At 66.6% G+C, this 16,525-nt stretch carries 18 protein-coding genes and 2 tRNA genes; 4 read left to right on the plus strand and 16 right to left on the minus strand.

Features of this window, described 5'->3' with window-relative positions; all coding sequences use genetic code 11:
- The first annotated feature begins 153 nt into the window (after nt 1–153).
- The gene (locus tag ACUTAG_RS15415) at nt 154–1,047 is read left to right on the plus strand and encodes a DMT family transporter (RefSeq protein WP_024067413.1); all 894 of its coding nucleotides are present in this window, start codon (nt 154–156) and stop codon (nt 1,045–1,047) included.
- Between the two features lie 27 nt (nt 1,048–1,074).
- Here ACUTAG_RS15415 and ACUTAG_RS15420 read toward each other — a convergent pair whose 3' ends face one another.
- The 5 genes from ACUTAG_RS15420 to ACUTAG_RS15440 all read right to left on the minus strand — a co-directional run bounded on the left by ACUTAG_RS15420 (nt 1,075) and on the right by ACUTAG_RS15440 (nt 4,546).
- Nucleotides 1,075–2,283 (minus strand): aminotransferase class V-fold PLP-dependent enzyme, encoded by a 1,209-nt coding sequence (locus ACUTAG_RS15420; protein WP_054498182.1) that lies wholly within the window; start codon nt 2,281–2,283, stop codon nt 1,075–1,077.
- A gap of 47 nt (nt 2,284–2,330) precedes the next feature.
- On the minus strand, nt 2,331–2,804 hold the full coding sequence (locus ACUTAG_RS15425; RefSeq protein WP_020925631.1) for a RidA family protein: 474 nt from the start codon (nt 2,802–2,804) through the stop codon (nt 2,331–2,333).
- Between the two features lie 108 nt (nt 2,805–2,912).
- On the minus strand, nt 2,913–3,815 hold the full coding sequence (gcvA, locus tag ACUTAG_RS15430; protein WP_049053478.1) for a transcriptional regulator GcvA: 903 nt from the start codon (nt 3,813–3,815) through the stop codon (nt 2,913–2,915).
- Nucleotides 3,816–3,875: 60 nt separating this feature from the next.
- The gene (locus tag ACUTAG_RS15435) at nt 3,876–4,289 is read right to left on the minus strand and encodes a hypothetical protein (RefSeq protein WP_148317793.1); all 414 of its coding nucleotides are present in this window, start codon (nt 4,287–4,289) and stop codon (nt 3,876–3,878) included.
- A 181-nt stretch (nt 4,290–4,470) separates the two neighbouring features.
- A tRNA-Asn gene (locus ACUTAG_RS15440) sits at nt 4,471–4,546 on the minus strand.
- A 153-nt stretch (nt 4,547–4,699) separates the two neighbouring features.
- Here ACUTAG_RS15440 and ACUTAG_RS15445 point away from each other — a divergent pair.
- Nucleotides 4,700–6,088: a GntP family permease gene (locus ACUTAG_RS15445; protein WP_006388036.1), complete on the plus strand. Its 1,389-nt coding sequence runs from the start codon at nt 4,700–4,702 to the stop codon at nt 6,086–6,088.
- A gap of 122 nt (nt 6,089–6,210) precedes the next feature.
- Here the strand turns inward: ACUTAG_RS15445 and ACUTAG_RS15450 are convergent.
- The 7 genes from ACUTAG_RS15450 to petA form a co-directional block, all read right to left on the minus strand.
- Nucleotides 6,211–6,286: transfer RNA gene (locus ACUTAG_RS15450), tRNA-Thr, on the minus strand.
- A gap of 96 nt (nt 6,287–6,382) precedes the next feature.
- Nucleotides 6,383–7,027 (minus strand): imm11 family protein, encoded by a 645-nt coding sequence (locus tag ACUTAG_RS15455; RefSeq protein ID WP_262352243.1) that lies wholly within the window; start codon nt 7,025–7,027, stop codon nt 6,383–6,385.
- A 312-nt stretch (nt 7,028–7,339) separates the two neighbouring features.
- Nucleotides 7,340–7,783, minus strand: a complete 444-nt coding sequence (locus tag ACUTAG_RS15460; protein ID WP_006388038.1) for a ClpXP protease specificity-enhancing factor — start codon at nt 7,781–7,783, stop codon at nt 7,340–7,342.
- A gap of 12 nt (nt 7,784–7,795) precedes the next feature.
- Entirely contained in the window at nt 7,796–8,407 is a 612-nt protein-coding gene (locus tag ACUTAG_RS15465) for a glutathione S-transferase N-terminal domain-containing protein (RefSeq protein WP_006388039.1), read from the minus strand.
- A gap of 153 nt (nt 8,408–8,560) precedes the next feature.
- The gene (locus ACUTAG_RS15470) at nt 8,561–9,415 is read right to left on the minus strand and encodes a cytochrome c1 (protein WP_006388040.1); all 855 of its coding nucleotides are present in this window, start codon (nt 9,413–9,415) and stop codon (nt 8,561–8,563) included.
- Nucleotides 9,416–9,439: 24 nt separating this feature from the next.
- Complete coding sequence (locus tag ACUTAG_RS15475; protein ID WP_006388041.1) at nt 9,440–10,828, minus strand: cytochrome b; 1,389 nt, start codon at nt 10,826–10,828, stop codon at nt 9,440–9,442.
- A 74-nt stretch (nt 10,829–10,902) separates the two neighbouring features.
- Complete coding sequence (petA, locus tag ACUTAG_RS15480; RefSeq protein WP_006388042.1) at nt 10,903–11,544, minus strand: ubiquinol-cytochrome c reductase iron-sulfur subunit; 642 nt, start codon at nt 11,542–11,544, stop codon at nt 10,903–10,905.
- Nucleotides 11,545–11,684: 140 nt separating this feature from the next.
- Between petA and mscL the strand changes: the two genes are divergently transcribed.
- Complete coding sequence (gene mscL / locus ACUTAG_RS15485) at nt 11,685–12,137, plus strand: large conductance mechanosensitive channel protein MscL (protein WP_006388043.1); 453 nt, start codon at nt 11,685–11,687, stop codon at nt 12,135–12,137.
- A gap of 487 nt (nt 12,138–12,624) precedes the next feature.
- On the opposite strand, the gene ACUTAG_RS15490 is transcribed toward mscL, so the two are convergent.
- Entirely contained in the window at nt 12,625–13,401 is a 777-nt protein-coding gene (locus ACUTAG_RS15490; RefSeq protein ID WP_148317787.1) for a Nif3-like dinuclear metal center hexameric protein, read from the minus strand.
- A 19-nt stretch (nt 13,402–13,420) separates the two neighbouring features.
- Between ACUTAG_RS15490 and ACUTAG_RS15495 the strand changes: the two genes are divergently transcribed.
- Complete coding sequence (locus tag ACUTAG_RS15495; RefSeq protein WP_006388045.1) at nt 13,421–14,581, plus strand: trypsin-like peptidase domain-containing protein; 1,161 nt, start codon at nt 13,421–13,423, stop codon at nt 14,579–14,581.
- Between the two features lie 35 nt (nt 14,582–14,616).
- Here the strand turns inward: ACUTAG_RS15495 and ACUTAG_RS15500 are convergent, their stop codons facing one another.
- The 3 genes from ACUTAG_RS15500 to tatB all read right to left on the minus strand — a co-directional run bounded on the left by ACUTAG_RS15500 (nt 14,617) and on the right by tatB (nt 16,498).
- Nucleotides 14,617–15,006: a helix-turn-helix domain-containing protein gene (locus tag ACUTAG_RS15500; protein WP_006388046.1), complete on the minus strand. Its 390-nt coding sequence runs from the start codon at nt 15,004–15,006 to the stop codon at nt 14,617–14,619.
- A gap of 104 nt (nt 15,007–15,110) precedes the next feature.
- Nucleotides 15,111–15,902: a twin-arginine translocase subunit TatC gene (gene tatC / locus ACUTAG_RS15505; RefSeq protein WP_006388047.1), complete on the minus strand. Its 792-nt coding sequence runs from the start codon at nt 15,900–15,902 to the stop codon at nt 15,111–15,113.
- Complete coding sequence (tatB, locus tag ACUTAG_RS15510) at nt 15,899–16,498, minus strand: Sec-independent protein translocase protein TatB (RefSeq protein ID WP_148317785.1); 600 nt, start codon at nt 16,496–16,498, stop codon at nt 15,899–15,901. Before tatB ends, tatC begins: the two co-directional genes overlap by 4 nt.
- Nucleotides 16,499–16,525 lie beyond the last annotated feature (27 nt).

A 16,525-nucleotide genomic window follows, 5' to 3' on the forward strand; every position in this document is an offset into this window, starting at 1 on the left:
TGCGATCGCCGCGCGCGTGGCACGCGCGGGTGCGGAAAAACCGCAAGAACCGGCAATTTTTTCGTCCGCCGCGGGCGCAGACTGGGCGTCGGAGCCCGCGATTTTCGCGGTGCCGGATGTCATGTCCTTTTTGGCCCTGCCGAGCGTCCCAAAGTGAATCTATTCCTGTATTTCCTGACCGTCGTCATCTGGGGCACCACCTGGATCGCCATCAAGCTGCAGCTTGGGGTGGTGGCGATTCCCGTGTCCATCTTCTACCGCTTTGCGCTGGCCGGCCTGGTGCTGTTCGCCGCGTTGCTGCTGACCCGCAAATTGCAACGCCTGGATCGCCGCGGGCATGCGTTGTGCCTGGGCCAGGGGCTGTGCCTGTTCTGCCTGAACTTCCTGTGCTTCTACACGGCCACGCAGTGGATTCCGAGCGGCCTGGTGTCGGTGGTGTTCTCGGCCGCCACGCTGTGGAACGCATTGAATGCGCGGCTGTGGTTCGGCACCCGCATCGCGCCGCGCGTGATGGTGGCGGGGGTGATCGGCTTCACCGGCCTGGTGCTGCTGTTCTGGCCCGAGCTCGCGGGCCAGGAGGCCAGCCGCGAGACGCTGCTCGGACTGGGCTTCGCGCTGCTGGGCACGTTCTGCTTTTCCACCGGCAACATGCTGTCGTCGCTGCAGCAGCGCGCCGGCATCCGTCCGCTCACCGGCAACGCCTACAGCATGCTGTACGGCGCCGCCGTGTTGCTGGCCGGCTGCCTGGCCGCGGGCGTGCCGTTCCGTTTCGACACCTCCGCGGCCTATGTCGGCGCCCTGCTCTACCTGGCGATTCCGGGGTCGGTGATCGGCTTCACCGCCTACCTGACACTGGTGGGACGCATGGGCCCGGCGCGCGCCGCCTATTGCACCGTGTTGTTCCCGGTGGTGGCGCTGAGCGTGTCGACCTTCGTCGAGGGCTACCAGTGGACGCCCGCCGCCCTGCTCGGGCTGGCGCTGGTGATGTTCGGCAACCTGCTGGTCTTCACCAGGTGGTCGCCGTTCTCGCGCCGCGTGGCGGCTTGATCGACATGGGCGCGCGGCGCAAGTGTGCTAGGCGCCCTGGCGCGACAACGCGCGCAGCGCGTCGAGCAGGCGGTCGATCTCCTCGTCGCGGGTCAGGTAGCTGACCGAGGCGCGCGCGATGTGCGCCAGGCCGCGCGCGTTCATGTCCAGCGGCGTGTACGGCACGCCGTTGCTGCCGATGGTGATGCCTTGCGCGGCCAGCGTCCGCTGCACGGCGGCAGGGTCGTGCCCGGCGAGATTGAACGACACCAGGCCGGACAGTTCGCGGCCCTGGTCCAGCACCTCGATGCCGGCAATGGCGCGCAGCTCCGCCCGCAAGGCCTGGGCGACCAGGTCGATGCGGGCGCGGATGGCTTCCAGGCCGATATCGAGCGCTTCCTGCAACGCATTGGCCAGGCCTGCGCGCAACGCCATCGAAGCTTCGGCGGATTCGAAGCGCGTGGCATCGTCGCGCAGTTGCGGCTCGCCGTCGGCGCCCAGCGGCGCCGAATGGGTGTCGACGAACGCGGGCGCCAGGCGCGGCAGGAATTCGCGCCGCACATACAGCAGGCCGGTGCCGCGCGGGCCGCGCAGGGCCTTGCGGCCAGCGCCGCTGAGGACGTCGCAACCGACCTCGGCCACGTCGATCGGCACCTGTCCCACCGCCTGCGCCGCATCGATGAAGTACGGCACGCCTGCGGCGCGCGTGACGCGGCCGATGGCGGCCGCCGGGTTGATCAGGCCGCCGTTGGCCGGCAACCAGGTCAGCGCGACCAGGCGCACCCGTTCGTCCAGCATGGCGCGCAGCGCATCGGCGTCGACGCAGCCGCTGTCATCGGATGGAATCGTCTCGATGCTCGCGCCCGCGCGTTGTGCCGCCAGCCGCATGGCGGCAAGGTTGCCGCCCCATTCATGGCGGCCCACCAGGATGCGGTCGCCGGGGCGCCAGGGTCCCAGCGCGGCGAATGCGGCGCCCCACCCTGGGGAATTGCCGCCGGTCAGGGCGATCTCGCCTGGCTGGGCATTGAGCAGTTGCGCGGCCAACTGGCGCGCCTGCTCGGTGTGGGCGCGCGCGGCCACGCCCGCCTCCATCGGCCCGTGTTCGGCTTCGCGCCGCAGGTGGGCCTGGATGGCATCGAGCGTGGCCGCCGACGGCAACGATGCGCCGGCATGGTTGAAGTGGACGGTGGTGCGCGTGCCGGGCGTGGCGGCGCGCAACGCTTCGAGGGTGGCGGCGGTGAGGACGGCGGCGGGCATGAGGGTTCCAGGAAAAACGCGCCGGGCTTGCGTCCGGCGCCGGGGCATCAGGCGGGCGTCAGTGCGACGACGGCTTCCACCTCGACCGCCACGCCCTGCGGCAGCGAGGCCACGCCCACCGCGCTGCGCGCGTGGCGGCCGGCATCGCCGAACACTTCCACCATCAGGTCCGAGGCGCCGTTGGCGACCGCGCTCTGGCGATTGAAGTCCGGCGTGCTGGCGACGAACACGCCCAGGCGCACCACGCGCGCCACGCGATCGAGCCGGTCGCCGGTGGCGGCCGCGATCTGCGCCAGGATCCCCAGGGCCGACAGGCGCGCCGCGCTGACGCCGTCCGCTTCGGAAATCTGGTTGCCCAACTGGCCCAGGAACGCCGCCTTGCCGCCTTCGCGCGAGATCTGGCCGGAGATGTACAGCAGATTGCCCTCCTGCACGAAGGGCACGTAATTGGCGGCGGGCGCGGCGGCGGCTTCGAGCACAAGGCCGAGTTCGGCCACGCGGCCGGAGATCGTACGGGTCATGGAATCACCTGTGAGACGGAAAAGGGAAAAGACGATCCCCATGCTATCGGCGCGCGCCGTGCCTGACCAATCAATTATTGCGAACCACGTATGAGTAAAAGTAATGCATCAACCGTCGGCCGCCGCCTGCGCCAGCCACGCCTGGAATGCCACGGCGGCGGGTGCGGCCTGGCCGCGCGGACTGACGAACCACCAGCCGATACGCGGATCGTCCAGCGCGGTGCCCGGCAGCGCCTCGACCAGCGCGCCGCTGGCCAGTTGCGCGGCGATCAGGCGATGCCGGCCCATGGCCATGCCCTGTCCGGCCAGCGCCGCTTCCACCACGATGTTGTAGTCATGCAGATGCACGGTCTGGGCGCGGCCCAGGTCCAGGTCATGTTGCCGGGCCCAGGCATCCCACTCGAACGGCAATTGCGCGTGCGAGACCAGCAGGGGATAGCGCAGCAGGTCGGCCGGCGCGCGTGGCCGTCGCCGTCCCGCCACCAATGACGGCGCGCACACCACCGACAGCCGTTCCGGCATCAGGCGTCGCGCCCGCAGGCCGGGCCAGGTGCCGCGGCCATAGCGGATCGCGACGTCCACTTCACCGGCCGCCACGTCGGCCAGGCCGATGGCGGGCAGCAATTGCAGGTCAATGTCCGGATGGGCGCTGGCGAAGCCCGGCAGGCGCGGCGCCAGCCAGCGGGTGGCGAACGAGGCCAGCAGCCCGACCTTGAGCGTGTGGCGGGCGGCGGCGGGCGCGCGCGCTTCGTCGGTGCCTTGGCGCAGCAGTTCGAACGCCGCGTGGACCCGCTCGTAATAGGCCTGTCCCGCCGGCGTGAGGGCCACGGCGCGGGTGCGACGCTCGAACAGCGTCACGCCCAGTTCCGCCTCCAGCCGCTGGATGTGGTGACTGATGGCGCTTTGCGTGACGAACAGTTCTTCGCCCGCCAGGCTGAAGCTCAGGCGCCGGGCGGCCGCCTCGAAGGCGCGCAGCGAGACCAGGGCGGGCAGGGAACGGTTGGAACGCATGGGACGGCGAAGAGGGTGGGCCGGAGAGGGAGTACCCGGTTCACGCCTCATTCTCGCAGATCAACGGCGGGCGCGGAATCGGGTCAGGTTGGCCGCGGTGATCGGCCTGCTGCGCAGCACTTCATGGCGCACGATCTGCAACGCTTGCAGGCGCGCCGGCTGGTCCGCCGGGACTTCCCAGCGGCTCCCGGAAAGCGGCGAGGCTGGATCGAGAAGCCTGAAGGTCAGATCCGTCAACAGGTAGGAGGCCGTCGCCTGGGTGTCCTGGTGCGTTTTCGCGGGCCAGCCCGCCAGGTCGCCGGTTTCACAGATCCAGAGGATCACATTCACGGCTTCGGCCTGGTGCGCCTTCATGACCGCGATGTCCGGCAGCGCGGCGGATGCGTCGCGAACGATCCAGGGAATCTTCTGTAACAGGTCGAACACGAGTTCAAAGGCGGCCTTTGAATCGACGGATTTTGTCTGGGTGGGCATGGGGAGGTAGGGCCAGGGTGTTACGGATGACTCGACGTCAATCGTAAAACCATTCCGGCCCGCCGCCCGGCGCGCAGCGCCACTTTGAAGGGGGATAGCGTCCGAGTTTGGGCGGGGGCCGGACAAGCGCCCATGCAAAAGGCCCGCAACCAGGTTGCGGGCCTTTCAGTACTGCATTCTTTGGCTCCCCGAGCTGGGCTCGAACCAGCGACCTGCGGATTAACAGTCCGTCGCTCTACCGACTGAGCTATCGGGGAACAGGTAGAGGGGGCGAATTATGCACAAATTTTGCGGGGAATGCAAAACGGCCCCTCCGGGCGCGCTGGCGATGACGGTTGGGCGTCAGGGCGATCCCTTATCATGGCAACCAGAAGGTTCGCGACCTCCCACGTTTTTTCCGGATTTCATACATGTCTTCGTTCGACATCCAATTGTTGCTCACCGCCCTGGTGAGCGTCCTGGTGCTGGTCGCTCTCATCGTTTCGCGCATCCGCATGCATCCGCTGCTGGCGCTCCTGATCGTGTCGATCGGGGTCGGGTTCGCCACCGGCATGCAACCGACCGCCATCGTCAAGAGCCTGACCGACGGCGCCGGCAAGACCCTGGGCGCAGTGGGCGTGGTGATCGCGCTGGGCGCCATGCTGGGCAAGATCCTGGCGGATTCGGGCACCACCGAGCGCCTGGCCAACGCCATCCTGAACCGCACCTCGCCGCGCATGATCCCCTGGACCATGACGCTGGTGGCGTTCATCATCGGCATCCCGATGTTCTTCGAAGTGGGCCTGGTGGTGATGCTGCCGCTGATATTCAGCGTGGCCCGCAAGCTGGAAGGCCAGGAGCGCTTCAAGGGCTCGGCCTACGTCTACGTGGGCGTGCCGGTGATCGCGGCGCTGGCGGCCATGCACGGCATGGTGCCGCCGCATCCCGGCCCGCTGACGGCGATCGCCAGCCTCAAGACCACGGTCGGCCCGACCATGATCTATGGCTTTCTCGCGGCGCTGCCCGCCATGATCCTGGGTGGCCCGCTGTATGGCGCCTTCATCGCGCCGCGCATGAGCACGCGCCCCGACGAGGCCTTGCTTGAGCAGTTCACCGCCACCCGGGCGGCCGATGCCGGCCATGGCCAGCCCGGCGTCGGCCTGGGCGTGGTGGCCGCGTTGCTGCCCGCCCTGTTGATGCTGCTGCACGCCGTGGCCGAAATGCTGCTGCCCAAGACCTCGCCCCTGATGCATGCGGCGGCTTTCCTGGGAAATCCGCTGGTCGCCATGCTGCTGGGCGTGCTGTTTGCGGCCGTGACGCTGGTGCTGGCGCGCGGCGGCGACGCCGAGAAACTGCGCGACGCGCTGGGCAAGAGCCTCAAGCCGATCGCGGGCATCATGCTGATCATCGCGGGCGGCGGCGCCTTCCAGCAGGTGCTGACCAGCGCCAAGGTCGGCGACGCCATCGTCCACCTGACCCACCAGTTCGCGTTTCCGCCGCTGGTGCTGGGCTGGCTGATCGCCATGCTGCTGTCGGTGTCCACCGGCTCGGCCACGGTCGGCATCGTCGGCGCGGCCGGCCTGCTGGCGCCGCTGGCCGGCGCCGACCCCTCGCTGAACCTGCCGTTGCTGGCGCTGTCGATCGGCTGCGGTTCGCTGTTCTTCAACTACGCCAATCACGCCGGGTTCTGGATGGTGAAGGAATCCTTCGGCATGACGATGGGCGAGGCGACCAAGACGATTTCGGTGGTGCAGTCCATCGTGTCGGTGGTCGGCCTGGTGATGGTGTTGCTGTTCGATATGTTGCCCGCGCTGGGGTGACAACGAAACGGCGCGGGGGGTGTTTGCGGCAAGACGCGTCAGCCCCCAGGAAATGCCGCGAACCTTTGGCGCCAGAAGACAAAAGCCCGGCTGTTCGGCCGGGCTTTTTCATTGGGTGCTATTGGTGCCGGTGAAAGGAATCGAACCCTCGACCTTCTCATTACAAGTGAGCTGCTCTACCAACTGAGCTACACCGGCGTGGCGTGCCTGGGGCACGCGCAGGGACTGCATTGTAATGAAAAAAGGAGATTCTTTCCGGCATCCGGCGCGCTTGCAGGACGGGGCGCGGGTGGGTCATGCCGGCCGCGGGGCCGTTGCGCAGCGCCGCTTGGCTTCCCAGCCTTGCAGCCGTTCGGCGCGCAGGGCCCGCCAGAGTTCGTCGGAGCAGAAATAGCCGCTGATGCCACTGTGCGGATACGCCGGCCGGACACCGAATTGGCGCGGCAGCCGCCAGAAGCAGCGGTTCGCGATGGCGGCCTGGTCCAGCACCAGCGGCGTGCCTTTCAGGAAGGAAAAGCCGCAGCTGGCTTCGTAACCGGCCTGGCCCATGCCTTTGGAGAATTCGGTCTTTTCGATGATCACGGCATCGACCCGGGGCGGGCACAGCAGCAGGTGGTAGGTGCGGAAAGGCCGGCTCTTGCGGCCGGGCATCATGGTCTCGACGTCGATTGGCAGGAAGCGGTGCGTGTCGGGCTCCAGCGTTTGCATCAGGTCTCGCACCCGCGCGCTGACCACGAACGGCCCGCCTTCCCATCCCAGGATCGCCGGTACGCGGCCGGGACCGCGCAGAGTCAGGCGGATCTGTCGCGGCACCTGCGCGAGGTCGTCGGCGGACACGTCGTCGAACAGGCACAGCTTGGCAAGCAACTGGCGGTCGATCTGCGGCACGAATTGCGTCGACGGTCCGCGGGCGGGCGGCATTCCGATCAGGTACGGCATGGTCTGTGGCGGCTCCTGGCGGGCCGGGCCGCGCATTGCGCGACGCGCAGGAAAAGGCCCGGTTCAGGCGTATGAGACGCGATTCCGGCGATGTTTGCAAATGATACGCACTATCGTTCCAGGTTTCAGCGTCGATTGATGTGGCTGGCCGCGTGCCGGCGCGTCCGCGCAAGGCAGCGCACGCGCCCCGTCAACTTCTTGCGGGGTGCGGCGCATAAGGGGGGTAATGCGAATCGGCTTCCGCACCGGATCGGCGGGCCGGGCGCCACGGCAGGGGGGCGGTCCAAGCCAGCCCCCCGCCTGTTTGGCGCGTTACTTGACGATCGTCAGGCGCGGGCGCTTGGGTTCGTCGTCGCCGCCATCGTCGCCGGGCGCGGTATCGGCGTCGGCTTCGGGAGAGGCGGTGTCGGACGCGCCCGGCGTGCCGGGCGCCGGCGGTTCGTAGGGCTGCACTTCGAAGCCCATGCCGGCGCCGGTTTCGCGCGCATAGATGGCGCTGACGGCGCCCACCGGCACGTAGACATTTTCGGTCACGCCGCTGAAGCGGGCCTGGAATTCGATGAATTCGTTGCCCAGCACCAGGCGGTTGGTGGCCAGCGTGCCGACGTTCAGGGTGATCTGTCCGTCGCGCACGTGGGCGACGGGCACCATGGTGTGCTCGTCGACCTGCACGGTGATGTACGGCGTGTAGCCGTTATCGGTGCACCATTCGTGCAGCGCGCGGATCAGATACGGTTTGGTCGAAGTTTCACCCATCACGCAACAGCCTTAGCGACGCATCACTTTTTCCGAAGGCGTCAGCGCTTCGATGTAGGCCGGGCGCGAGAAGATGCGTTCGGCGTACTTTTGCAGCGGAGCCGCGTTCTTGGGCAGCTCGATGCCGTAGTGGTCCAGGCGCCACAGCAGCGGGGCCACGGCCACGTCGAGCATGGAGAATTCCTCGCCCAGCATGTACTTGTTCTTGAGCAGCATCGGGGCCAGCTGGGCCAGGCGGTCGCGGATGTTCTGGCGGGCGTTGGCCAGCTTCTTCTCGTCGGGCTTGGCGCTGCGGTCTTCCAGCGTCGAGACGTGGACGAACAGCTCTTTCTCGAAGTTGTACAGGAACAGGCGGGTGCGGGCGCGCATGACCGGATCGGCCGGCATGAGCTGCGGGTGCGGGAAGCGCTCGTCGATGTACTCGTTGATGATGTTCGACTCGTACAGGACCAGGTCGCGCTCGACCAGAATGGGCACTTGACCGTACGGGTTCATCACCGAGATGTCTTCGGGCTTGTTGTACAGGTCGATGTCGCGGATCTCGAAATCCATGCCCTTTTCGAACAACACGAAGCGGCAGCGTTGCGAAAACGGACACGTGGTTCCGGAATAGAGCACCATCATGGCGAAAAATCCTTTATGAAAAACGAAAGGCCAGCGCCCTAATCTAGCAGGCGCTGGCCCCGATTGCCAGGCGGGGGGTAGGCATACAGCCCTAACCCGCCATTATCCACCCTGGAGAAAATGGGGGCGGATAAGCCTGGCGGGGCGTTGCGGTTAGCGCACGTGTTTCCAGTAAGAGGCGTTCAGGCGCCACATCACCAGGAAGAACAAGAGCAGGAACAACATGACACCGACGCCCAGCTGCACGCGGAACGTCTGGACGGGCTCGGCCATCCAGGACATGAACGCGGTCAGGTCGGCGACGTCGTTGTCGTATGTTGCGGTTTGGGCCGGATTGGCGGCCTTGAATTTGGCCTCGAAGGTGGCATGGCCGTGGTAGCTGGCTACCGGCTCGGCCTTGACCGTGGCAAAACCTTGCGCATCGTACACCGTCGTGACCCGTTCCCACGACTTCGGCGCGCCGTCCTTGCCTTCGACCTCGTGCATCGCCACCGTCGTCAGCTCGCGCGGACCCTGGCGTTCCCACAGCGCGTGCGGCATGCCGACGGCCGGGAAGACCAGGTTGTTCCAGCCCGTGGCACGCGAGGTGTCGCGGTAGAACGTGCGCAGGTAGGTGTAGATGTAGTCGGAACCCGAGGGGCCGGCGTTGACGGATTTGGCGCGGGCGATCACGGACAGGTCCGGGGGCGTGGTGCCAAACCACTTCTTGGCGTCCTTGGGCGTCATGGCGACATTCATCATGTCGCCGACCTTCTCGCCGGTGAACAGCAGGCTTTCCTTGATTTGCTGGTCGGTCAGGCCGATGTCCTTGAGCTTGTTGTAGCGCATCGACGATGCGCTATGGCAGTTCAGACAGTAGTTGACGAACAGCTTGGCGCCGTTTTGCAGCGACGCCATGTCGTTGACGCGGTAAGGCGCCTTGTCCAGCGGAAAGCCGCCTTCGGCGGCGAAAGTGGCGGCGGTACACGTGAGCATCAAGGCCACGGCACCAATCAGCTTCTTGATCATGGTCAGTCCGTTATTCTCGTTGGCTCAGTGGGCGTGGAACGTCACGCGGTCAGGCACTTGCTTGAAGGTGCCCAGGCGGCTCCAGACCGGCATCAGGAAGAAGAATGCCAGGTACAGCAGCGTGCCGATCTGCGACGTGATGTTCAACGGCGGACTGGGCGGCTGCGTACCGATGTAGCCGAGCACCAGGAAGTTGACCATGAAGATGCCGTAGATCCACTTGTGCCACGTGGGGCGGTAGCGGATCGACTTGACCGGCGAATGGTCCAGCCACGGCAGGAAGAACAGGATGACCACGGTGCCGCCCATCGCGACCACGCCCCAGAACTTGGCGTCGATCACGCGCAGCAGCACGGCCACGACGATCAGGATGCCGGGCACGGCGATGCGCATGAAGCCCTTCAGGTTGCTCTTGACGAGCAGCGCGATGGCGCCCAGCACCGAGGCGCCGGCCAGCACCCACGTGAACTCGTCGGTGGTGGCGCGCAGCATCGAGTAGAACGGCGTGAAGTACCACACCGGGGCGATGTGCGGCGGCGTCTTGAGCGAGTCGGCCGGGATGAAGTTGTTGAACTCCAGGAAGTACCCGCCCATTTCCGGCGCGAAGAACACGATGAAGGCGAACACCAGCAGGAAGCCCGCGACGCCGACCAGGTCGTGCACCGTGTAGAACGGGTGGAACGGGATGCCGTCCTTGGGGCGACCGTACTTGTCCTTCGGGCCCTGCTTGATCTCGATGCCGTCCGGGTTGTTCGAGCCGACTTCGTGCAGCGCCACCAGGTGCGCCGCCACCAGGCCCACCAGCACCAGCGGAATGGCGATGACGTGGAAGGCGAAGAAGCGGTTCAGCGTGGCGTCGGACACGACGTAGTCGCCGCGGATCCAGATCGACAGCTCGGGGCCGATGAACGGGATGGCCGCGAACAGGTTCACGATCACCTGTGCGCCCCAGTAGGACATCTGGCCCCACGGCAGGAGGTAGCCGAAGAATGCTTCGGCCATCAGACAGAGGAAGATCGCGACGCCGAAGATCCAGACCAGCTCACGCGGCTTGCGGTACGAGCCATAGAGCAGGCCGCGCAGCATGTGCAGGTAGACGACGACGAAGAACATCGAGGCGCCGGTCGAGTGCATGTAGCGCACCAGCCAGCCCCACGGGACTTCGCGCATGATGTATTCGACGGATTGGAACGCGCGCTCGGCGTCCGGCTTGTAGTGCATGACCAGGAAGATGCCGGTCACGATCTGCAGCACCAGCACCAGGAGTGCCAGCGAGCCGAAGAAATACCAGAAGTTGAAGTTTTTCGGTGCGTAGTATTCGGACAGATGCGCTTTCCAGGTGGAGGTCACCGGGAAGCGCCGGTCCAGCCAGCCCAACAGGCCTGTCGTCTCGACGGTTTTCTCGCCAGCCATGTAACGGCTCCTTCTCTAATACGTGGCGTATTTGTTTTACTTACGTAATTCGGGAAAAAAGCGCGACGCGAGCGTCAGGCCTTGTTGTCTTCATCGACGCCCACGATGATGCGGGAGTCGGTGAGATACTGGTACGGCGGAACTTCGAGATTGTCGGGAGCGGGCTTGTTCTTGTAGACCCGGCCTGCCAGGTCGAACGTGGAGCCATGGCACGGACAGAGGAATCCGCCTTGCCAGGAGGCGCCCATGCCGCCACCGCCGCCCGTTTCGAAGTGCGAGGTGGGCGAGCAGCCCAGATGGGTACAGATGCCAACACAGACGAAGATCTCGGGCTTGCGCGAGCGACCTTCGTTTTCCGCGTATTTGGGCGTGAAACCGGGCCGCTTGGACTGGGGGTCCGCCAGGAGGGCGTCCTGGGTCTTGAGGCCGGCGATCTGTTCAGGAGACCGGTGGATGATCCAGACCGGCTTGCCCCGCCATTCCACCGTTTTCATGGTGCCCACGGGAATGTCGCCGATGTCGACCTCCACGGGGGCGCCGGCGGCGCGGGCTTTTTCAGAAGGGGAAAACGTGCTCACAAGCGGTATTGCCGTTGCGACACCTGCTACGCCACCCACAGCACAGGCGGTGGTTACCCAGAAACGTCGCGAAGGATCGGGCGGCAGATTTGGATCAACCGCACCGTCATCATCATGCACCAGCGTATCCTGACTCATCTTCCTATCCTTGTTGATGCGCCCGCTCTACGAGTAGCATCACTTCTGCGGCATCGGCTTCGCGGGAATATGTAACAACATAGCAACCGCGTATTATAGCGCCAGCCTACTGGTGGGCGTATCACGAAGGGAGTGCTTTTATGAGCAAAGCGACTGGTTTCGTCAAAGAATTCCGAGATTTCGCTGTCAAAGGCAATGCGGTTGATTTGGCGGTTGGTGTGATCATTGGGGCGGCTTTCGGCAGAATCGTCGACTCACTGGTCAAGGATATCGTCATGCCGCTGGTGAACTTCGTGCTGGGCGGATCCGTCGATTTTTCGAACAAGTTCCTGGTGCTGTCGATGCCGGCCGGTTACAACGGGCCGATGACATATGCGGACCTGACCAAGGCGGGCGCCAACGTTTTCGCCTGGGGGAACTTCATCACGATCATCATCAACTTCGTGTTGCTGGCGTTTGTGATCTTCTGGATGGTGAAGGCGATCTACAAGGCGCGCACCAAGGCCGAGGAAGCGCCGGCGGCACCTGCCGCGACGCCCGAGGATGTGGCGTTGTTGCGTGAGATTCGGGATTTGTTGAAGAAGCAGCCTTGAAGTGAATGGAAGAGCGCCCTGCGGGGCGCTTTTTTATTGGTTCAGTGGTTGTTTGCTTGCGGGGGGGGCTTCGTAGGCCGCCCGGCGCGGGTGGTCGCGGGCGGGGCGCGCCTGCGATTGCGGTCCGGAGCGTTCGCTCCGGACTGCCCCGTGCTCAACCTCGTTGCCGCCTGTCGGCGGCTGCCTTCGGTTTCCGCCGGGCGCATCTGACGGCGCGCCCCGCCCGCGACCACCCGCGCCGGGCTACCGGTTTCGAGGTTTCATGCGCTGCTGGACCGAGGCGGCATGGGAGGGGCTTGTGTTGCCCGCCAAAACCGGCTGCGCGGGCAGCCGGTTTTGGCATACGTGCTTCTGGGGAGCGAGGCGGGGTGCGCTGCGCGCTGGCGGTGGGTATTGTGGGTGGCCGCCGTGGGCGTTCAGGCGGCGCGCGTCGGCGGGCAAGGGTTCGCCTGGGATCAGTGTTGCGGCCATGCCCTGTTTTCTGCTGTCACACCGGGTTGTCCAGGTCCACGAATTCGACCTTGATGCCGAAGCGCTCGGCCACGGCCTGGCCCAGGGCCTGGATGCCGTAGCGTTCGGTGGCGTGGTGGCCGGCGCCCAGGAAGGCGACGCCGGTTTCCTGGGCCAGGTGGAAGGTGGATTCGGAGGCTTCGCCGGTGATGTAGGCGGTGGCGCCAGCGTCGATGGCGTCGGCGAGCATGCCCTGGGCGCCGCCGGTGCACCAGGCGATGCGGGCGACGGGCCGGTCGGGGTTGCCGACGACCAGCGGCTGGCGGCCCAGGCGTTGCTGGATGCGGGCGGCGAGCTGGTCCAGGGTGGGGAGATCGGGGGCGGCGCCGAGCCAGACCAGGTTGTCGGGGCCACAGGTGCGTGGGCTGCCGTCGTCGCGCCGTTCGGGTTCCAGGCCGAGGACGCGGGCCAGTTGGGCGTTGTTGCCCAGGGTGGGGTGGGCGTCCAGGGGCAGGTGGTAGGCGTAGAGGTTGAGGTCGTTCTTCAGCGCCAGCGCCATGCGGGTGCGGCGGGTGCCGATGACGCGGCGGTCTTCGTTGCGCCACATCCAGCCGTGGTGGACCAGCACCGCGTCGGCGCCGCGCTCGACGGCGATGCGCAACAGGGCTTCGCTGGCGGTGACACCGGTGATAATGTGCCTGACTTCGGATCGGCCTTCCACCTGCAGACCGTTGGGGCAGTAGTCCTTGAAGCGGGCGGCTTGCAGGGTGTCGTCCAGCCACGCGGCCAGGACGTGGGAGTCCACTTTACTCATTGCTAGTCCTATCAGAATCATGCGCCGATATTGGCTGATCTTCGCTCAGGCCGTCACGGTCTGCCTGGGTATTCTATTCGTCGTCACCACCTTGCGGCCGGATCTGTTGCGCCTGGCCGGGTCGGAGGCGATGCCCGCGGCCGTGCCGCAACCGGTCATGGCACCGGGGCGGCCGGCCATGGGGCCCGTGTCCTATGCCGACGGGGTCGCGCGGGCCGCGCCCTCGGTGGTGAATGTCTACACCACCAAGCACGTGAATGTGCCGCTGGTGCCATTGCCCGATGATCCCATCCTGCGCCAGCTGTTCGGACAGGTGCCGGGGGTGAGCCGCCGCCAGGCCAGCACCAGCCTGGGGTCGGGCGTGGTGGTCAACCACGACGGCTACGTGCTGACCAACTACCACGTGGTGCAGGCGGCCGACGCGATCGAGGTGGCGCTGGCCGATGGACGCAAGGACACGGCCAAGGTAGTGGGCGCGGATCCCGACACCGATCTGGCGGTGCTGAAGCTGGCCACCCTGCGCAATCTGCCGGCGGCCACGCTGGCGCCGGATCGCGGCCTGCGGGTGGGCGACGTGGTGCTGGCGATCGGCAATCCGTTCGGCGTGGGACAGACCACCACGCAGGGGATCGTGTCGGCGCTGGGCCGCAACGGACTGGGCCTGAATACCTACGAGAATTTCATCCAGACCGATGCCGCCATCAATCCGGGCAATTCGGGCGGCGCGCTGGTGGACGCGCAGGGCAATCTGGTGGGCATCAACACCGCGATCTATTCGGAGTCGGGCGGATCAATGGGCATCGGATTCGCCACGCCGATCGACATCGCGCGCAAGGTGATGGACGAGATCGTCAAGACCGGTGGCGTCAAGCGCGGCTGGCTGGGGGTCGAGCCGCAGGACCTGACGCCCGAACTGGCGCGGGCGTTCCAGATGGAACGCGACGCCCGCGGCGTGATCATCGCCGGCGTGTTGCGCGACGGCCCGGCCGCCAAGGGCGGCCTGCGGGTGGGCGACATCGTGCAGACGGTGAACGGCAAGCCGATGATGGATACGTCGGGGTTGCTGGCCGCCATTGCGCAGTTGACGCCGGGCCAGCGCGCGACGCTGGGCGTGTTGCGTGGCGGCAAGGTGGCCGAGGTGACGGTGGTGGTCGGGACCCGGCCCGGATTGCCGCGCTAGGGCCTGTGCGAGGCTCTTTTCAGTGTGAACAGGCCCTAGACGGGCGGCGGGCGGCCGGATGCCCGCCGCGGCCGGCACGGCGTGTCGAGCACCAGGCGCACGACCTGCAGCACACGCTTGCGCGTGGCCTCGGGCTGGTGGCGCAACAGCGCGCAGATCTCGGCGCAGTAGGCGTCGGATTGTTCTTCTTCGCGCGGCTGGGCGGCGGCGGCCTGCGCGACCATGCCGTCGGCCAGCCACGGCACCTGCGTATCCAGGGCCCGGGCCAGCCGCTGCAGGGTGGCGCGGGTGGGCGCATAGCGTTCTTCGCGGGTGAGGATGCGGTGGATGCAGGACTGCGGCACGCCGGAGATGCGGGCGAGCTGGTTCTGGCTTTTGATGCCGCGCCACCGCATCAGGGTGCGCAGGCGTAGGGCGAGCGACATGGCTGCAATGTATGTTTGCAGCGGATGCGCGACAAGCGGAAACCGTCCGTTTATGGAATGACAAAGGGGCCCGCATCGGGGCCCCTTCATGTCCGGGCGCTGGCTCAGTGGCGTTCGGTCAGCGAGCCGTCGTTGACGGCTTCGTCGGCGCCGGGCTTGGGCGTGACCATGCGCGCGCAGATCAACCCCAGTTCGTACAGCAGGCACAGCGGCACCGCCAGCATGAACTGGCTGACCACGTCGGGCGGCGTCACCACGGCGGCGATGATGAAGGCGCCGACCACCACGTAGCCGCGCGCGCTCTTGAGCTTGGACAGCTCCACCACGCCCATGCGCACCAGCAGCACCACGGCCACGGGCACTTCGAACGTGATGCCGAATGCCATGAACATGGTCATGACGAAGCTCAGGTAGGCCTCGATGTCCGGCGCCGGCGTGATCGACTGCGGCGCGAAGGTGGCGATGAAATGGAAGACGGTGCGGAACACCACGAAATAGCAGAACGCCATGCCTGCGATGAACAGCAGCGTGCTGGAGATGATCAGCGGCAGCGCCAGGCGCTTTTCGTGCTTGTAGAGGCCCGGCGCGACGAAGGCCCAGGCCTGGTACAGCACCACCGGCAGCGCGACGATGAAGGCGGCCATCATGGTGACCTTGACCGGCACCATGAAGGGTGTGATGACGCCGGTGGCGATCATGCGGGTGCCTTCGGGCAGCGAGGCCAGCATGGGCTGGGCCAGCACGTCGTAGATGGCGGACGCGCCGGGATAGATGAACAGGATGATGAACACGCCCACCACCGCGCCGACGGCGCGCAGCAGGCGGGTGCGCAGTTCGACCAGGTGGGAGATGAAGCTTTCCTGCTGGCCGTCTTCTTGGGAGGCGTCCTGGGTCACGTTGTCGTTCCGGAGGGCGTGGCGGGCTTGGTGGCCGGCGGGGGCTCGCTGGCGGCCGGGGCGTGGGGCGCCGGCGCGGATTGCGGGGCGGGAGCGGGCTGGGCGACCGGCGCGGCGGCGGGCGAATCCAGGTCCAGGCTCAGGTTCGGGTTGGGCGGCGCGATGCTGCGCGGCGCTTCGGCCGGCTGGCCGGCCTGCGGCGTCATCAGCGGGTCGGCCGGCGCGGCGGCGCGCGGGTCGGCGGAAGCCGTGGCGGTCTCGGCGCCGGCCGTGATGGCGGGCTTGCCGCTGGCTTCGCGGGCCACTTCGTCGAGCTCGGCGCGGAATTGCTGCACCGGCTCCTGCAGCGCGTTGTGGGTGTCGTTCAGCGATTGCTGCACGTCCTGCGCCGCGGTTTCCATTTCGCTCTTGAACTTGCGCAGCTCGTCCAGCTCGATCTCGCGCTGGATATCGGATTTCACGTCGTTGACGTAACGCTGCGCGCGGCCCAGCAGGTGGCCGACCGTGCGGGCGACCTTGGGCAGGCGTTCGGGGCCAATGACGATCAGCGCGACGACGCCGATCACCATCAGTTCAGTGAGGCTGACATCAAACATTCGACGGCCGCTCGGGAATTGAGGCAA

It is taken from the genome of Achromobacter sp. CSND-B12, assembly GCF_052906545.1.